Source organism: Actinomycetota bacterium (assembly GCA_040881665.1).
Lineage (GTDB): Bacteria > Actinomycetota > UBA4738 > UBA4738 > HRBIN12 > JBBDWR01.
Map to the genome: position 1 here is coordinate 584,057 of JBBECT010000004.1, position 16,556 is coordinate 600,612.

General features: G+C 66.9%; 15 protein-coding genes and 1 pseudogene. 9 read left to right on the top strand and 7 right to left on the bottom strand.

Annotated elements, in window-relative coordinates; translation table 11 throughout:
* Nucleotides 1-24: 24 nt before the first annotated feature.
* From WEF05_03815 to WEF05_03830, 4 genes are all read right to left on the bottom strand, one after another.
* Nucleotides 25-900, bottom strand: a complete 876-nt coding sequence (locus WEF05_03815; GenBank protein ID MEX1101023.1) for a DUF72 domain-containing protein — start codon at nt 898-900, stop codon at nt 25-27.
* 64 nt (nt 901-964) lie between these two features.
* Nucleotides 965-1,447 carry a hypothetical protein gene (locus WEF05_03820; GenBank protein MEX1101024.1) on the bottom strand — a complete coding sequence of 161 codons (483 nt, stop codon included), beginning with the start codon at nt 1,445-1,447 and terminating at the stop codon, nt 965-967.
* A 106-nt stretch (nt 1,448-1,553) separates the two neighbouring features.
* A complete protein-coding gene (locus tag WEF05_03825) occupies nt 1,554-1,970 on the bottom strand; it encodes a PGPGW domain-containing protein (GenBank protein MEX1101025.1) in 417 nt (138 codons plus the stop codon).
* Between the two features lie 34 nt (nt 1,971-2,004).
* Nucleotides 2,005-3,027: a TerC family protein gene (locus tag WEF05_03830; GenBank protein MEX1101026.1), complete on the bottom strand. Its 1,023-nt coding sequence runs from the start codon at nt 3,025-3,027 to the stop codon at nt 2,005-2,007.
* Between the two features lie 484 nt (nt 3,028-3,511).
* Here WEF05_03830 and WEF05_03835 point away from each other — a divergent pair, with 484 nt between their 5' ends.
* A complete protein-coding gene (locus tag WEF05_03835; protein ID MEX1101027.1) occupies nt 3,512-4,831 on the top strand; it encodes an ATP-binding protein in 1,320 nt (439 codons plus the stop codon).
* 652 nt (nt 4,832-5,483) lie between these two features.
* Nucleotides 5,484-6,581 (top strand): annotated as a pseudogene (locus tag WEF05_03840) (histidine kinase).
* Between the two features lie 40 nt (nt 6,582-6,621).
* On the opposite strand, the gene WEF05_03845 reads toward WEF05_03840, so the two are convergent.
* Nucleotides 6,622-7,311: a DUF5317 domain-containing protein gene (locus WEF05_03845; GenBank protein MEX1101028.1), complete on the bottom strand. Its 690-nt coding sequence runs from the start codon at nt 7,309-7,311 to the stop codon at nt 6,622-6,624.
* A 158-nt stretch (nt 7,312-7,469) separates the two neighbouring features.
* Between WEF05_03845 and WEF05_03850 the strand changes: the two genes are divergently transcribed.
* The 4 genes from WEF05_03850 to WEF05_03865 all read left to right on the top strand — a co-directional run bounded on the left by WEF05_03850 (nt 7,470) and on the right by WEF05_03865 (nt 10,647).
* Nucleotides 7,470-8,333: an oxygenase MpaB family protein gene (locus WEF05_03850; GenBank protein MEX1101029.1), complete on the top strand. Its 864-nt coding sequence runs from the start codon at nt 7,470-7,472 to the stop codon at nt 8,331-8,333.
* A 47-nt stretch (nt 8,334-8,380) separates the two neighbouring features.
* Nucleotides 8,381-9,157, top strand: coding sequence for an HAD-IIA family hydrolase (locus tag WEF05_03855; protein ID MEX1101030.1), 777 nt, complete (start codon nt 8,381-8,383; stop codon nt 9,155-9,157).
* Between the two features lie 67 nt (nt 9,158-9,224).
* The gene (locus WEF05_03860) at nt 9,225-9,920 is read left to right on the top strand and encodes a class I SAM-dependent methyltransferase (protein MEX1101031.1); all 696 of its coding nucleotides are present in this window, start codon (nt 9,225-9,227) and stop codon (nt 9,918-9,920) included.
* Nucleotides 9,913-10,647: a hypothetical protein gene (locus WEF05_03865; GenBank protein MEX1101032.1), complete on the top strand. Its 735-nt coding sequence runs from the start codon at nt 9,913-9,915 to the stop codon at nt 10,645-10,647. Before WEF05_03860 ends, WEF05_03865 begins: the two co-directional genes overlap by 8 nt.
* Nucleotides 10,648-10,655: 8 nt before the next feature.
* Here the strand turns inward: WEF05_03865 and WEF05_03870 are convergent, their stop codons facing one another.
* Nucleotides 10,656-12,602: a UvrD-helicase domain-containing protein gene (locus tag WEF05_03870; GenBank protein MEX1101033.1), complete on the bottom strand. Its 1,947-nt coding sequence runs from the start codon at nt 12,600-12,602 to the stop codon at nt 10,656-10,658.
* A gap of 127 nt (nt 12,603-12,729) precedes the next feature.
* Here WEF05_03870 and WEF05_03875 point away from each other — a divergent pair, with 127 nt between their 5' ends.
* From WEF05_03875 to WEF05_03885, 3 genes are all read left to right on the top strand, one after another.
* The gene (locus WEF05_03875) at nt 12,730-14,124 is read left to right on the top strand and encodes a CapA family protein (protein ID MEX1101034.1); all 1,395 of its coding nucleotides are present in this window, start codon (nt 12,730-12,732) and stop codon (nt 14,122-14,124) included.
* A 46-nt stretch (nt 14,125-14,170) separates the two neighbouring features.
* Nucleotides 14,171-14,596 carry a hypothetical protein gene (locus tag WEF05_03880; GenBank protein ID MEX1101035.1) on the top strand — a complete coding sequence of 142 codons (426 nt, stop codon included), beginning with the start codon at nt 14,171-14,173 and terminating at the stop codon, nt 14,594-14,596.
* A 66-nt stretch (nt 14,597-14,662) separates the two neighbouring features.
* Nucleotides 14,663-15,172 carry a hypothetical protein gene (locus WEF05_03885; protein ID MEX1101036.1) on the top strand — a complete coding sequence of 170 codons (510 nt, stop codon included), beginning with the start codon at nt 14,663-14,665 and terminating at the stop codon, nt 15,170-15,172.
* A gap of 9 nt (nt 15,173-15,181) precedes the next feature.
* Here the strand turns inward: WEF05_03885 and WEF05_03890 are convergent, their stop codons facing one another.
* Nucleotides 15,182-16,531 carry a sulfatase gene (locus WEF05_03890; GenBank protein MEX1101037.1) on the bottom strand — a complete coding sequence of 450 codons (1,350 nt, stop codon included), beginning with the start codon at nt 16,529-16,531 and terminating at the stop codon, nt 15,182-15,184.
* Between the last annotated feature and the right edge of the window lie 25 nt (nt 16,532-16,556).

Genomic DNA, 16,556 nt, shown 5'->3' on the forward strand with positions numbered 1-16,556 from the left:
CGCCACCCTACCCCGGGGTCGCCGCTACGCCCGCGGAGGTGAGTCGAGGTCTACGTCGAGCAGGCTCGCGAGGTCGCGCGCGTTGTTGACCGCGAAGTCGCGGTAGCAGTTGTTCATCAGCACGTGGGTCTCGCGGGTCTGTTCCGCGAGGGACTCGATCCTCGGGACCCAGGGCTGCAGCTCGGCCTGCTCGTAGTGATAGGTGAACCGGTCGACCGCGGTCTCGCTCTTCTTCTCCCAGTTGTCGGTGTTCCGACCGTGGAACCGGACCATCGACAGGTCATCGGCGGTCGCCTCGGCGATCGGCGGCAGGCTCGAGTCGAAGCCCTGCGGCATGTCGACGGCGACGAAGGGCAGGTTCCGCTCGCGCAAGAACGACAGCGTCTCGTCTTGGTTCCGTTCCTCGAGCCAGCTCTTGTGACGGAACTCGATCGCGACCCGGTAGTCGGGCAGGCGTTCGACGACCTCGTCGATGTAGGCCTTGGACTTGCGCGAGATCGTGAACCACTGGGGGAACTGGAACAGCACGGCCCCGAGCTTGCCGGCGGAATGCAGGGGCATCAGCGCATCGCGGAACCGCTGCCACGCCTCGTCGACGATGTCGTCGGGCAATTGCTCGCGATACCAGCGTCGCTTGCCCTGCTCGGACTCGGGGACCCGTTCGACGAGGTCCTTGTATAACGAGTCCGGCCGCGTGGGGTGGTTCGTCAGCAGCGAGTACGCCTTGATGTTGAAGGTGAAGTGCGCGGGCGTCCGCTCGATCCACAGCACCGAGTTCCGCTCGCTCGGCGGGAAGTAGTAGGTGGAGTCGACCTCGACGAGCGGGAACTGCGACGCGTAGAACCGCAGCCGTTTCTCCGCCGTCTTCGCCTCGGGTGGATACCAATCGGTTTCCTTCACCAGCGTCGGATCGGTCCAGCTCGAGGTACCGATGAGGATGCGATTGCTTCTGCGTGTCACGCGTTCACGACCGAGGGGCGAACTGGCTGCCGAGCAGATCTTCCAGCGTGCGGATGGAGCCCGCCCTCTCGCCGAGGTACACGACAATCAGCGATCCCGCTCGATAGAGATGCTGACCGCCCCAGTCGATGACGGTAGAACCGATGTAATACCCATCCTTGCTAACGGACTCCTGCAGCCGCGTGGCGGCGCTCTTGCTCGGGTAGTCGAAGGCCATGAGTCGCGTTCCATCGAACGACACCGAGTAACCACGGACCCCGAAGATGTCGTTCGCCCAATCTTCGTGCCGGTCGATCTCCACCTCGTGCCCCGCCAGCTCCAGGCCCTTCACGAAGGAATCGAGATCCGTGACCGCGAGGGGCTGGATGGTCGGAGGTGGGCTAGTGACAGGCGGGGAAGTGGAGGTGGGCGTCGAAGAGTCTCCCGTGCACGCCGCAAGCATTGCAGCGACGATGAGGCCGACATCGACCGTCTTGAGTCTCCGCACGTCTACATCATGTCTCGCGGAGCCATGTGTGACGCGCGGCGGGATAACCGGCGACCCATTTGGTGTGCCGATCAGGATGCTGCCGGGGGCCATGGTCGGCTTCGGCTCAGGGCTCGGCAGGGCGGCGGTCCTTTTTCTTCTCGTCCCGCTTGCGCTTGCGTCCCAGGGCAAGATCCTTCGCCTGCGTGGCCTTCTCCTTCGCCTTGTTCAGCAAGCGCTGGGCCCACACGTACTCGGTCGCGAGCACCGCGAGGCCCAGGAAGATCGCTGCCCAGCCCGGGCCGGGCAGCACGAGCATCGCGATCCCCGCGATGATGAGCGCGAAGCCGGCGATCGTGACGGCGACACGCTTGGCGTTGCGACCGATGAACTTTGCGACGACCTTGAATGGGAAGATCGACCAGTGATCGTGCCAACGCCCTTGCCGACCGCCGCCAGCCTCGAACTCGGCGATCGCCGCGGAGGCGTCGCGCTCCTCGGGGTCATCGCCCCACACCTGGCGTTCGCGTTGAGGGTCGGTCATCGTGATCGACGGGTGAACGAGGTGCCCATCAGGGTCAGTCTCGCACATCCTCACTCGCGCCAGCGTCCGAGGGTTCCGACGGCTCAGGGGTTGTCGGCGACGAGGATGTCGCGCCCTCCGGCGGCGCAGGCAGCGAGGCACCCGGGGGGGTGGCCGACCGCCGAAGGGACGCGACGACCGCGACGGCCAGTGTCGTTCCGATCACCAAAAGCGAGAGCCAGATCGGCACGTGATAGATGTCGGAGATCAGCATCTTCGCTCCCACGAAGACGAGCACGGCCGCCAAGCCGAGCTTGAGATAGGTGAACCGGCCCATCATGTCGGCGAGCAAGAAGTAGAGAGCTCGCAGTCCGAGGATCGCGAACGCGTTCGAGGTGAACACGAGGAACGTCTCGTTGGTCACCGCGAAGATCGCGGGGATCGAGTCGACCGCGAAGACGACGTCGGTCGTCTCCACGATGATCAGCACGGCGAACATCGGAGTGGCCACCCATTTCCCGGCCTGCCGTACCCAGAACCGTTGCCCCTGAAACTGGCTCGTGCTCGGGACGAGTTTCCGAACCAGCCGCAGGACCGGGTTCCTGTCCGGATGCACTTCCACGTCCTGGTGGCGCGCCATCCGGACGCCCGTGACCACCAGCAGCGCTCCGAACACGTAGATCGTCCAGTGGAAGGTCTCGAGGAGCGTGGCACCGGCCGCGATGAAGATCGCACGCAGGATCAACGCGCCGAACACGCCCCAGAACAGAACGCGATGCTGATACTTGGACGGGACTGCGAAGTAACCGAAGATCAGCGCGAAGACGAAGATGTTGTCGACCGACAGGGACTTCTCGATCAGGTAGCCGGCGAGGTACTGGCCGGCCAGGTCGGGACCTTGCCAGACCCAGATCAGGGCTCCGAACGACAACCCGAGCGCGACCCACACGGCGCTCCAGATCCCGGACTCTTTCGCACTGACCACGTGCGCGTCCTTGTGGAACACGAACAGATCGATGCAGAGCATCGCGAGGATGAAGCCGACGAACGCGAACCAGATCCAGAGATCGACTTCCACGAGGTCTCTTCCCTTCGGCTAGGCGCGATACCTCTGACGCGTCCGCCGAAGGTCTTTCCCGCCTCTTGGCGAGGCTACGCCGCCGGGCCACAGGCCGTAATGACGACGACGCTCAAGGGGATACTCCCCTTCGGTGTCCCTCAAGGATAGCGAAGGAAGCCGCCGGATCAGGGTCGCTCGCCGCTGTTCGGTTCCCGACCTCCATGACCTGCGGGTTCTTGGACGTGGACTTTGTCGCTCTTGCGTGGAATGAGGTAGTCAGTTATGAGTAGCCCGCCCGCGCGACGAGAAGAGGGACGGATGAACCGCGCGATAGGAACTGGCGAGAGGGGCTTCGCACGGTGGTGTCCTGGGTTCAACTCGCGGAGTGGCCACGATGTCCGCTGATTCGAGCCTTGTTTCTCCGGCCCCTGGGAGCGTTACCCAAGGCGTGGTGGGTGGTGGGCGTCTAGCGGTCTTCTTCTGGTCCGTCACGATTCCAACCGTGGTTCTGATCGGCACGATGTTCTTGATTCGGCCGGTTGACCCCGACTTGCTTTTCGTCGCTGCGGCCTGGCTATCGGTAGTTGCAGTCGCGGACCTTGTTCCCGTGCCGGTGTGGTCATCAATCGTCCTGACCATGTCACTTCCGATCCTCTTGGCGGCCGGTATGGTCCTACCGCCGCACGTTGCTGCGATTGTTGCGCTTCTTGGATCGGTGGATCCGAGGGAGTTCCGGCGCGAGATCGGACTTGCTCGGGCGCTGTTCAATCGGAGCCAGGTGGCACTGTCGACTCTAGCCGCCGCTCTCACTTTTCAGCTCTTTCAAGCAGATCCCCTTGATTGGCCAAAGGTGGCCCTTATCGCCTGTCTCGCGCTGGTCGGTGATCTCACGACGAACGTGTTGTTGGTTTCCGCTCCTGCTCATATGACCTCGGGCATTGGCCTGCTTGAAGTGGTTCGTAGGATGATTGGAACCGAGCCCCGCCACCGACTTGCGGGTTACCTTTGTTGTGGATTGCTCGCTCCAGTACTGGCCCTCTTGTTTGTGGAAATCGGGATATGGGGGCTTATCGCTGGCCTTGCGCCCATCTTCATGGCGCGAGAAGTGTTTGCGCAGAATCATCGATTCCGTGAAGCATCCACGCGAGTCGTGACGCGGTCGAGAGCCCTTGCGCATGCCCTAACTCGAATCTCAGAGGAGAGACGGCAGGAGAGGCTGTTCCTGGCTGGGGATCTTCACGACGAGGTCCTGCAGCCGCTGTACAAGGTTCACTTGATGGGCCAGGTACTCAGGCGTGACCTTGAATCTGGTCGACTCCTTGATCTCGATGACGATCTTCCGGGCTTGCTGGCGGCAACGGAATCAGCCCAGGAAGCAATTCGCGCCATGGTTCGCGACCTCAGGACATCTCGATTAGGGGTGGCTGGTCTCGTCGGGACCCTGAGGCTGCTTCTGCGAGAGTTCGAGGAGGACACGGGAATCCAAGTTGAGGTCGAGGCGGAGGAAGTGTCCGGATCAGGGCTCAGCGAACTCGTCGCCTACCAGGCAGCGCGCGAAGCGTTGGCGAACGTCCGAAAGCACTCAGGTGCCTCCTGGATTGAGGTTTCCGTTTCCCGACAAGACGGCTGGATTCGTGTGGCAGTCGTTGACGACGGGCGAGGCTTCGAGCCAGAGCTCGTGGATGGTGACGAGCACTTGGGATTGCTCACTCTTCGTGAACGCGTCGAGTCCCTAGGTGGCGTTCTTCAGATCGTCTCATCAGTGGGGAAAGGTACAGCCATCACCGCACTTGTACCTGCTCGATCGGGGTTTGAAGAGTAGGCAATGCAACGCGTGTGCATGAACTCGAAGAAACCCGGCACCTTCGAGCACCGGGTTTCTCGATCGAGCTCTTGAAGCTTGGTACTCGCAGCAGAATCAGAAGCGGTGGTGTGCGCCTCCGGCAACGACCAGGGCCAAGAGCGAGCCCAGGGCAATGGCTGCACGCTTGATCATGTTCATGGTGCCTCCCTCCTCACGGGTGCGAGGCGATTACGCCCCGCTAGGCGCGGCCACAGCACCGCCGACCTTCGGGAGACATGATGGGGGTCACCCGTTGAGGGGACAAGCCACGCGACCAGCCTACGCCCTACGACGTAGCTGAGCGGAGGAGCCCTATCGGTCAGGGAGAGCTTCTATTGATGGCGCGCACGATTCATCATTGAGCGTCACGCATCGGGGAGCAGCGCGTTGCAGGAGCGGAAACCGAATGGCTGAGAGCCAGGTCACGGCGATGTCCGTGCGGAAGCCGACCGTCCTCACACTTTGGGGGGCTGTCGTCGTCATTCCAACCATGATCGGCGTCGCGGCACTCGCAGCCGATCAATGGACGGTCGAGTGGCACACGGCTGTCTTCTGGATCCTCCTGATCGCCGGTGTTGAGCTCCTCCAGGTACCCACATGGAGAGGGACATCGGTGAGCCTCGGGTTCCCGATGTTGATTGCGGTCGCATTCTTATATCCACCCGGTATCGCCGCGGCCATAGCTTTCCTCGGATCCTCAGACCCTAGGGAACTGAGACGTGAAGTAACCCCGCTGAGGGCGCTCTTCAATCGATCCCAGGTTGGATTGTCAGTACTCGCTGCGAGCGCCGTGTTCCAATCTCTGGCGTCAGTCGAGGACGAGTCGCTCGTGGCGATCCTCCCCGCCGCGTTCCTGGCGACCCTAGTTGACTACGCAATCAATATCGCTCTCGTCACGAGTGCTGTTGCTCTTGCCTACCGCCTCTCGCCGCTTGAAGTCGTGCCGAAGCTCTTGGGGAAGGGGCAGGAGTTCCTAATCAGCTACGTGGGGCTGGGGCTCGTAGGCACCGTCCTTGCGAAGCTGTACACGCTTGAGGGAGTCGGCTTCTTTTCTGTCGTCACCGTGTTGGCGCCGCTCCTCCTTGCGCGACAGATGTTCTTCCGCTCCCGTGCGCTGGAGGAGGCGCACAAGGAACTCCAGGAACGCGAACAGGTTCTCCGTGTGCTGTCCAACAGGATGGCCGAGGAGCGGCAGGACGAGCGGTCCGCGATCGCGGCCTATCTGCACGACGATCTCGCGCAGCTCTTGTTCCGACTCTCGATCCAGGTCGACGTCGCGCGCCGTCACTTGTCGACAGGCAAGCTCGACGAGGTCGAGGAGAGTCTCGACAAGATCAAGGGAACCAAGCAGGAGACCTCGGACCGCGTCCGTGCGCTGATCCGCGACCTCCATCGGTCACCGCTGGGTCATGCAGGGCTCGCGGAGGCGATCCAGGGCTTCGTGGCCGAGGCGGGGCGCGACTCGGGTGTTCGTTTCAAGGTCGACGTACAAGAGATCGAGTTGCCGGCCCCGATCGCGCTGCTGATCTACCACGTTGCCCGCGAGGCCACGATGAACGCGCTCAAGCACGCCGGCGCGCATAACCTGGAGATCTCCGTCCGCGAGGTCGACGACGAGATCGAGTTGGTGATCGCGGACGACGGCGAAGGCTTCGACATCGAGGCGCCGGGCCCCGAGGGTCACTTCGGGATGGCGATGATGCGTGACCGCGCGACGGTCGGTGGCGGAACCTTCGATGTGCGGAGCGCTCCGGGTGCGGGGACGACGATCACGGTGCGGTTCCCGAGCGCGCTGCTGCAGCAGGAACAGGACGGCTCCGCCCGCGCCGTCTCGGTTCCGCGGCCGGGAGCGCCCCAGGACGGTGCTTCCCCCGGTACCCACGAGCCGGACGGTGGGTCGAAGGCGGATCCTCCCGCCTCGGTGCCGGCCTGAGCATGGCGCCGATCACTACCCACGCCGCACCGGCGTAGGCGACCAGGTCCCCGAGACTCACGACGGTCCCCAGCGGCGCGATCGGGATCGTGTCTCCCATCACCGCGAGCACGTCGTCCTCACCGCGAACGTGGTGCTTCACGTCCGCGCTTCCTGAGAGTTCCTGGACGTCGGCTTCGGTTCCTCCCGCGGCTCGGATCGCGCTCGGGCTCACGGGCATCCCCCCGTTGGGAGCGATCACGACGAGGTTCAGCACCAGGCCGACGAAGATCAGCGCGAACCCGGGCACCCGGCGGTTCACACCGAGGAAGAGCAACAGCACGGGGAAGCTCGCGACGAGCACCCCCGCCGCGATCGCCTCGCGCACCGGATCGCCGTCGGTCGGGATCGGCGCCAGCTGCATCGCGAGGCCGAGCGGAGCGAGCAGCCACCACCGGAGGTGGAGCGCCTCGAAGCCACGCAGACGTCCGCCGGCCAGATAGCCGGCCCCGATGGCGACGAGGACGATCAGCAGGGGAAGGAGCATCCGGGCACGGTACGGGTCGGGCCCGCCGCGTGACGAGCCGGGATCCGATGAACCGGCCGTTATCGTGCGACGCCGCAGCCGCCCTGTCCAGTAGGTGCACCGCAGCCCACCGCTCGCGGGCTGCGGTCGAAACCCGACCGCCCTCCTAGAGTGGCACGGTGAGCAACGACCCCGATCTCGGCTATTTCGGACCCGACAGCGTCTCGTGGCGGGTTCACCGCGAGGTGACGGTCCTGTTCGGGGGTGCCCGGGCACTTCTGCTCCAGTCGGCGCATCCGCTCGTCGTCGCGGGTGCGCGACAGACCGCGATGTTCCAACGGAACCCATGGAAGCGGCTCCAGCGCACGCTGCTCCTGCAATACACCCTCACATTCGGAACGAGGTCCGAGGCCGATGCTGCGGCGGAGCGGATCAACGCGATCCACGAACCGATCCACGGCATCGACGAGGTCACCGGCAAGCGCTACGACGCGCTTGACCCCGAACTGCTGCTGTGGGTCCACGCGACGCTCATCGACAGTGCGCTGCTGTTCGAGCGTCTGACGATCGGACGGCTCGACGACGCGGGGCGTCAACGGTTCCACGACGAGCAGAAGCTCGCGGCCGAGCTCTGTCGGGTTCCCCGCGACCTGGTCCCGCAGACCGTGCCGGACCTGCATGCCTACGTCGAGGAGATGGCGGCCGGTCCGGAGCTGCTGATCACCGACGATGCGCGCACCGTGGCGGGTTTGTTCGCCCATCCTCCCGCGGAGGCGGAGTGGAAACCGGTGCTGCGCGCGGTGTCGAGGTGGGCCTTCGGCACGTTGCCGTCGCCGGTCCGGGAGGGGTACGGCGTGTCCTGGAACCCGGCGAAGCAGGCGCTGCTCCGCGCCACGCTCGCGGGCGTCAAGCTTGCCCACGGGTTGATCCCACCGAAGCACCGCTACATCACTCCGTACCAGGAGGGGCTGCGCCGTCGACGCGGTGAGGAACCGGCCGGGACCGTCGAGTGGGCGCGCAAGCAGGCGGGTATCCGGCTCTGACGCCGTCCTTCCACGGTTCGTGCCGTCGGTCGCAGTACGCTCCACGCATGAAGTTCGATGTCGTCCTGCTCGACATGGACGGTGTGCTGTTGCTCGGTTCCGAACCGATCGACGGTGCGCCCGCGACGATCGCCTGGCTCCGTGAGCAGGAGATCCCCCTGCGGGTGGTCACCAACTCCACCCACACGACGGCGTCCGGGTTCGCGAAGCAGCTGAACGATGCCGGGATCCGGGTCGAGGCCCACGAGATCGTCACCGCGGTCGTGGGGACGGCGAGCTACCTGCGGATGCACCACCGGGGCGCCACGGTGTTCCTGCTCTCCGACGGCGACCCGGAGGAGGACCTCGCCGGCATCACACTCGTGGAGGAGGGCGCCGATGTCGTGGTCGTCGGCGGCGCGAGCGACCTGTTCACCTACGGCGCGGTCAACCGCGCGTTCCGGATGCTGATGGACGGTGCCGCGCTCGTCGCGATGCACCGCAACCTCTACTGGCGAAGCGAGGACGCCTGGCACCTCGACGGCGGCGCGTACCTGCGTCTGCTCGAGGACGCGGCCAACACGCAAGCCGTCGTCTGCGGCAAGCCCTCGACGACCTTCTTCGAGGCGGCGCTTGCCGGGACGGGTGCCGCTCCCGACCGCGCGCTGATGATGGGCGACGACATCCGCAACGACGTCCTCGCCGCGCAGCATGCGGGGATGACCGGCGTGCTCGTGCGGACGGGCAAGTTCCGCCAGGACGACCTCGAAGCCGGGGAGCCGAACCATGTGATCGACGGCGTCGGGGATCTTCCGGCGCTGCTCGAGTCGTTGCTCGAGGCCTGAGCCGACCGACCGCTCGCCGACTAGGCTCGGGAGCATCGACACCCAGCGCACCCGGCACGCACGCAACCTGTTCGCGGGCATCGCACCGCGGTACGAGCGCATGGGTGCCGCGCTCTCCCTCGGGCAGGACCCCCGGTGGCGGCGGTTCCTCGTCTCGAAGGTGAACGCCGTTCCCGGGTCGCTCGTCCTCGACGTCGCGAGCGGAACGGGGCTCGTCGCACGCGAGCTCGTCGCGAGGCGAAACGTGGACGTCGTCGCACTCGATCCCAGCGAGCCGATGCTGCGAGTGGGAGTCGAGGCGACCCGAGCGGCGGGGATGCAGCAGCGGATCTCGGCGGTCCTCGGGCGGGCGGAGCGCCTTCCCTTCGACGACGCCATGTTCGATTCGGTGACCTTCACCTACCTGCTGCGCTACGTGGACGACCCTGCGGCGACGCTCGGTGAGCTCGCGCGGGTGCTTCGGCCGGGTGGAACGCTGGCCTCCTTGGAGTTCGGAGTCCCGGAACGCCCGGCGGCCAACGCCGCCTGGACGCTGTACACACGTACCGTGTTGCCGGTCGCCGGCGGGGTCGTCTCGCCGGCCTGGAGACACACGGGTGCGTTCCTCGGACCGAGCATCGCGAGCTTCGCTCGCCACTACCCCCTGCCCGTGCAGGTGCGGATGTGGCAGGAAGCGGGCATCGGCCACGTCCGAACCCGTGGTCTCACGTTCGGTGCCGGACTGGTGACCTGGGGTGTGCGGAAGGGCCGCCCGCGTGGCTGATCCCGGCGATCGGCCGGCGTTCTACGCGCTGTCGCCCGGCGGGTGGCGCGATTACTGGAGCCTCCTGCATCCTCCCTACACGCTCTGGAACCTCTCCGCCGTCGCGATCGGCGCGTCGATCGCCCCCACGATCTCCTGGCGTTGGCTCGGCGAGAGCCTGCTCGCCTTCTTCCTCGCGATCGGACTGGCGGCTCACGCCCTCGATGAGCTGCACGGCAGGCCGCTGCGCACGCGGATCCCCGATCGTGTGCTCTGGGCGATCGCGACCGCCGGGCTCGCAGGCGCGGTCGTACTCGGGATCGATGGTGCAGCCCAGGTCTCCGCATGGATGTGGGCGTTCATCGCAGCCGGTGGGTTCCTCGTCGTCGCCTACAACCTCGAGCTGTTCGGCGGTGCGTTCCACTCCGATCTGTGGTTCGCGCTCGCCTGGGGCGGGTTCCCGACCCTCACCGGGTTCTTCGCGCAAACCGGTGAGGTGACGGCACCGGCCGTGCTCGCCGCGTGCGCGTGTGGGGCGATCGCCGCGGCCCAGCGCGCGCTCTCGACGCCGGCCCGCCGTTTGCGCCGGCGGGTCGAGGACGTCCGCGGCGAACTGACCTTCCGCGACGGCACCCGCGAGCCGATCGACGCCGCAGCCCTGCGTGCGACCCCAGAGCGCGCGTTGCGATGGATGTCGGTCGCGATGCCGGTGCTCGCCGCGAGCCTGGTGCTGAGCCGGACCCTGTGACGCCGGGGTCAGGCGTCGGCGACCACGTCGAGGACGTCGTCGCCGTAGCGGTCGAGCTTGGTGGGTCCCACCCCGCCGATGTTCGCCAGGGCAGCGCGGGAGCGAGGGCGCTTGTCCGCGATCGAGACGAGCGTGGAGTCGTGGAAGATCACGTAGGCGGGAACGCCGTCCTCGCTCGCCCGCGTGCGCCGCCACGCGCGGAGTGCATCGAACAGAGGATCGCCGGTCGGCACGGGCGCCTTCCCGTTCGTGGACGAACGCGGGCGATCGCGCTCGGTCTTGCGCTGCTCCCGAGCCGGTCGGATCCCGAGCTCGTCGAGGAACGGGCTCGCTCCCTTGCGCTCGTCCAGCGGCCAGGAGAGCGTGAGCACGCGCCGCGCCCGCGTGAGTCCGACGTAGAGCAGCCGCCGTTCCTCCTCGGGATCGGCCTTTGACCGGGCCGCGCGGAACGGGAGCTCCCCGTCCAGGAGCCGGGGCAGGAACACCGCGTCCCATTCGAGTCCCTTCGCCCGGTGGTAGGTGAGCAGGTGCACGCCTCGGCCGCTGTGTTCGGTCGAGAAGCGCCGGGTCAACTCGGAGACGAACTCCGCGAGATCGCCGTTGGGGTGCGAGCCGGCGAACTCCTCGGCGAGTGCGCGCAGTCGCGCGAGGTCCATCTGCCGGGTCGCTTCATCGTCGGACTCGGGCTCACCGTCCGGGTCGTAGCCGACCTGCGAGGTCGCGTCCTCGATCACGGGAACGGGAGCGCCCGCCGGGTCGGCGCGTTTCAGGCGTTGGAGGACCGAGCGCGGCCCCGGCCTCCGCAGGAACGCACCATCGCGGACCTGATAGGGGATCGAGCTCTCGGCGAAGGCCTCTTCGAACGGTTCCGAGCGCGCGTTGATCCGGTAGAGCACGGCGATCTCCTCGTAGGGCGCTCCCGACGCATGCAGCCTCCGGACGTCGGCGACGATCGCGTCGACCTCGTCGACCTGCGTCGGGTGGCTCCGCGCGACCGGATCGGGGCCGGCCTCACGCGAGGATCGGAGCCGCTTCTCGAACCCTCCGAGCCTGGGGACCAGCTTGTTCGCGAACGCGAGCACCTGGGGTGTCGATCGGTAATTCTCCTCGAGCCGAACGATGTGCGTGTGCCCGAACCGATCGGGGAACGCGAGCAGATGTTCCGGCGAGGCGCCCGTGAACCCGTAGATCGTCTGGTAGTCGTCGCCCACGACGCACAGATCGTCGCGATCCCCGAGCCATCGATCGAGCAGGGCCTGTTGCAGCGGGTTCACGTCCTGGTACTCGTCGACCGTGAACGCGCCGTAGCGGTCACGGACCGCCGCCAGGGCCATGGGGTGTTCGTCGAACATCTGCACGGTGAGCCCCAGCATGTCCTCGAAGTCGAGCCTGCGCATCGAACCCTTCCGGCGCTCGTAGCCCTCGAAGATCTGCTGCATCAGATCGGCGGGGATCGGCGGCTCGTGCCCGGTGCGTTCGAGCTCGACGAGGTACCCGTCGGGACCGACGATCCGGTTCTTCGCCCATTCGATCTCCCCGGAGATCTCGCGGCGCGGATAGAACTTGTAGGGCGGGGGCAGGGAGTTCGCGAGCGAGGCCACGACCGGCGCCTTCGAGTCGAGCACGTCGGGGAGCGGCTCGCCGACGTTCGGCTCCCAGAACCGCGAGAGCTGCGAGAGAGCGGCGGCGTGGAAGGTGCGCGCCTCGACCGCGTTGACCCCGAGCGTGGTCAGTCGCTGCTTGAGCTCGCGCGCGGCCTTCTCGCTGAATGTCACCGCCAGCAGCTGCTCGGACCGGAACGTCCCGGTGGCGACCTGGGCGGCGATCCGCCGTGTGATCGTCGTGGTCTTGCCCGTGCCCGCACCGGCGAGGATCGCGACCGGACCCCGCACGGCGAGGGCCGCTTCGCGCTGGGCGGGATTGAGCCCCGCCAGGATCTGCTCCAGGTCGCGCACGGGCGGACCGTAGCAGCCCCCACTGACGTCGTCGCCGACTCGTTCTCGCAGCTCTCGCGGTTGCCGTCTGACCGGAGGTCGCGACCTCCCTTCGACCACCCGCGGTCCCACGGCCTATGCTCCGCGCGTGACCCAGCACGAGCCTTCCGAGCCCCCTGCCGCGTTCGACCCACGTCGCCCGCTCGATCGGGAGCTCGACGCCAGCGTGACCGACGGCTTCACGTTCGCGGCCGTGGGTGACTGCATCACCTCACGACCCCTGTTGCCCTCGATCGGACACGATCCAGGGCTCGCTCGAACCGTCGATCTGTTGCGCGGAGCAACCGCCACGTTCGGCAACCTCGAGACCTCGATCGTCGACGTGGCTCGTTTCCGCCACTACCCGCGGGTGCACGAGGACTGGTCGCTCGTTGCCTCGCCGGCCGTAGCACAGGATCTCGCGGCGCTCGGCTTCGGCCTCGTGGGTCGCGGGAACAACCACGTGCTCGATTGGGACGTCGGGGGGATGCACGAGACCGGACGCCATCTCGACCGCGCGGGTGTGGTCCACGCGGGCGCGGGGGGATCGCTCGCCTCGGCGCGCGCCGCGCGCTACCTGGAGACGGCGGGGGGCCGCGTCGGCGTGGTTTCGTTCCACACGACGGAGCGCTTCGAGCCCTCCGCGGCGCTCGATCAGCACAACGAGGTTCCGGCGCGCCCCGGGCTCAACGGGATCCGCCTGCGTCGACGTCTCACGGTTCCCGAAGCCACCTTCGAAGGGCTCCGCGAGATCGCACGCCTGTTCGATCCGGAGGGGACGTGGGAGAGATACGCGTCGGAGGGTCCGGGAACGGTGAACGTCTTCGACACGACGTTCCGCGTCGGCGAACGGACCGAACTGCGATACGAGCCGTACGGACAAGACGTCGAGGGGAACCTCCTCTCGATCCGGCAGGGCAAGCAGTTCGCGGACCTCCTCGTCGTTTCGGCGCACGTACATCAGGAGGGTCCGGACGGGGCAACGCCACCTCCGTTCCTCGTGGATCTCGCCCACGCGACGATCGACGCCGGCGCGGACGTGTTCGTCGGTCACGGCGTTCATCGACTCTGGCCGGTCGAGATCTACCGTGGCCGGCCGATCTTCTACGGCCTCGGCAACTTCATCTTCAGCGACATCCAGGAACCGATGGTGCGCGCCTTCCGGGAGGAAGGTGCCGAGGCCCTCCGTCGAGGGCTCGGTGAGCGCGCCGAGGATGCGACCGACGCGGAGATCAACCTGATCATGAACGCGCAGGGCTTCGACGATCCGCGCTACTTCGAAAGCGTGTTGGCACAGGTCGAGTTCCGGGACGCCACACCCTCGATCGTCCGGTTGCACCCGGTCGATCTCGGGTACGGACGACGACTCACCGAGAGCGGTATCCCGCGGATCGCGGATGCGGAGACCAGCTCCTCGATCCTGAAGAGGCTCCAGGCTGCGTCCGAGCCGTTCGGAACCTCGATCGCGATCGCCGACGACGGCACCGGTTCGATCTCCGTGTAGTGCGCTTTGGGCCGGATCAGCTCGAGACCTCGTAGCATCTGGCGCCGTGGACACCGTGCACCAGATCCTGGGCTTCACGGTCGTGGCCGTCTTCACCCTCGGGTGGGTCTGGGGCCTGGCGGCGAAGGTCAGTCGCCGCGGACCCGGGGAGCTGTACTGGAAGTGGGTCGCCCTCGCCCAGGTGGTCGCGGCAGTCCAGGCGGTGATCGGGATCGGACTGCTGATCGCAGGAGGACGACCGGAGGCCACAGGCCTGGCGCGAACGCTCCACTATGTGTACGGGCTGCTGCCGCTGCTGCTGTTCGCGATCGCGCACGTCGTTGCGCGCATCGGGAACCTCTCGGTGCTCGGGATCCAGCACCGCGACGGAACGCAGATCCCGATCCGGCCCTGGACCCCGTTCGCCTGGGTGTCGTTCATCGCGTTCGGTCTCACCCTGCGCGCGCTCATGACCGGCATGGGCTGGGGCTGATCCGGCGCACGACGTCTGTGACCTGGGGCGTTCAAGCCGCGAGGGGGTCGGGCCGACGCTTGGCACATGGCCTCCTCACCGTGGCCCGATCAGACACGCGCCGACCGAACGGGCACCGGCTGCATCCCCCGCCCTCTCGGCGAGGAACTGGTGCGGCTCGATCCGTGGATGTTCTGGTTCGCCCGGCCCCCGAAGGACTCGGGCTTCGGCGCGGCCGTCGTCGTCGGCGTCACGGGAGCGTTCCTGATCCAGGCGAACGACGCGACCGGGTACTTGAAGGTCGGGACGGCCTCGGCGTCCGTCGGCGACGAACGCATCGGTGGGTTCCTACGTGCTCGCCGCGCAGCGCGAAAGCTCCACTACTGGTTCTCCGGCAAGAACGTGTTCCTGGACGTCGAGCCGGTGATCTGTCTAACGCGCGCAACGGCCGCCGGCCCGCGCCGGGTGCGGGGAGTGACGATCTGCGCGCGGGAACACCTCGCGACCGTCCTCGCGCGAGGCGAACAGACGGTCGCACCTCTGCACGCGAAGAAGGCCGCTCGTGCTCTCGGGCTCAGTCCCGACGCCGGTGACTGACACCTCGCATCATCCGAACCCCGGGATCTGATCGTACGGGCAGTTCTGCCGCGCACGCTTCCGCGCGTCCCGCAGCCCTGCGGGCCGGTTCCCGGCCAGGTTGCGGAGTTGCGCGGGGTCGTGGTGCAGGTTGTAGAACTCCTCTTCGCCGCTGGAATACCGCACGTAGGTGCGGTCGGTGTCGGTGTGGATGCCGCAATACGACGGCGGATCCGGCTTGCCCCCGTGGAACCGCACGTGCTCGAAGAGCACCTCAGAGCGCACGGCCTCGCCCGCTCCGGTCAACAGCGGCAGCAGGGAGTAGCCGTCCACCGGGGCCGGCATCGACGTGCTCGCGGCCTCGACGAGCGTCGGGGCGATGTCCACATGGGAAGCGAGTTCGCGCACCCTCGCGCCTGCCGGGATCACTCCGTCCCATCGCACGAGCAACGGCACGCGGACGCTCTCCTCGTAGGGAACGAGCTTGCCGGTCCACCGGTGCTCACCGAACAGGAACCCGTTGTCGGAGGTGAACACGATCAGCGTGTCGTGGAGGCGGTCCGTCGAGGCGAGCGCGGCGAGGACGTCCGCGATCGCCTCGTCCACCGCCTCGAGCGTCTCGACGCGGGTGCGGTAGTCCGCCCTGAGCTCGGCGGCTCGATCGTTCGACAGGCGCAGCCTCTTTTGGATGTACCTGGGTTTGTCGGCGACGTTGTCCTCGTTGAAGGCGGGCCCCAAGCCGACGTGCAGCTGATCCATGACGCCCTCGTGGCGAGGCGCCGGGATCGCTCGGCCGTGGGGTGCGAACGGCGCGAGCAACAGGAACAGCGGGTCGCTCTCGGGAACGTCCTCGATGAACGACACGGCATGCGCGGCGAGAACGTCGGTCGCGTAGTCCTGCGGCGCATCACCATGAGGCTCGAGCGCCGACGGCTGCGGGCCCTGCCCGTCGGGATCCACTCGAAGGAAGTAGTCGTAGTAGCCGGGCCGATCTTCGGCGAACGCGACCCATCGATCCCATCCGGGCGCCGCCGGTGCATCCTGAGCGCCGTTCATGTACTTGCCGATCAACGCCCCGTTGTAGCCCGCTTCATCGAGTGCGACCGCGACGGTGCGCGACTCGTGCCCGAGATCGTGGAACACGTCCCAACCACCGAGCGACGGATCCGTTCCTTCGCCGTTCGTCCAGACGCCGTTCGTATGGGAGTAGGTGCCCGTGAGGATCGAAGCACGTGCCGGGCAACACAGGGGATTGCCCACGAACGCGCGCGGGAACGTCGCGCCGCGGTCCCCGACCTCCGACAGCAACGCGTCCATCTCCCTGATCTGATCCGCGCGCTGATCGTCGGTGAGGATCACGACGATGTTCGGTGCGTCCACAGGGATCGGGCCGCCCCTTGTCTCA

Bases quoted from the DNA above. Each gene is read 5' to 3' on its own strand.
- WEF05_03885 (MEX1101036.1), top strand. From the start codon at position 14,663: ATGGCCTCCTCACCGTGGCCCGATCAGACACGCGCCGACCGAACGGGC.
- WEF05_03855 (MEX1101030.1), top strand. From the start codon at position 8,381: ATGAAGTTCGATGTCGTCCTGCTCGACATGGACGGTGTGCTGTTGCTC.
- WEF05_03825 (MEX1101025.1), bottom strand. From the start codon at position 1,970: ATGACCGACCCTCAACGCGAACGCCAGGTGTGGGGCGATGACCCCGAG.
- WEF05_03845 (MEX1101028.1), bottom strand. From the start codon at position 7,311: ATGCTCCTTCCCCTGCTGATCGTCCTCGTCGCCATCGGGGCCGGCTAT.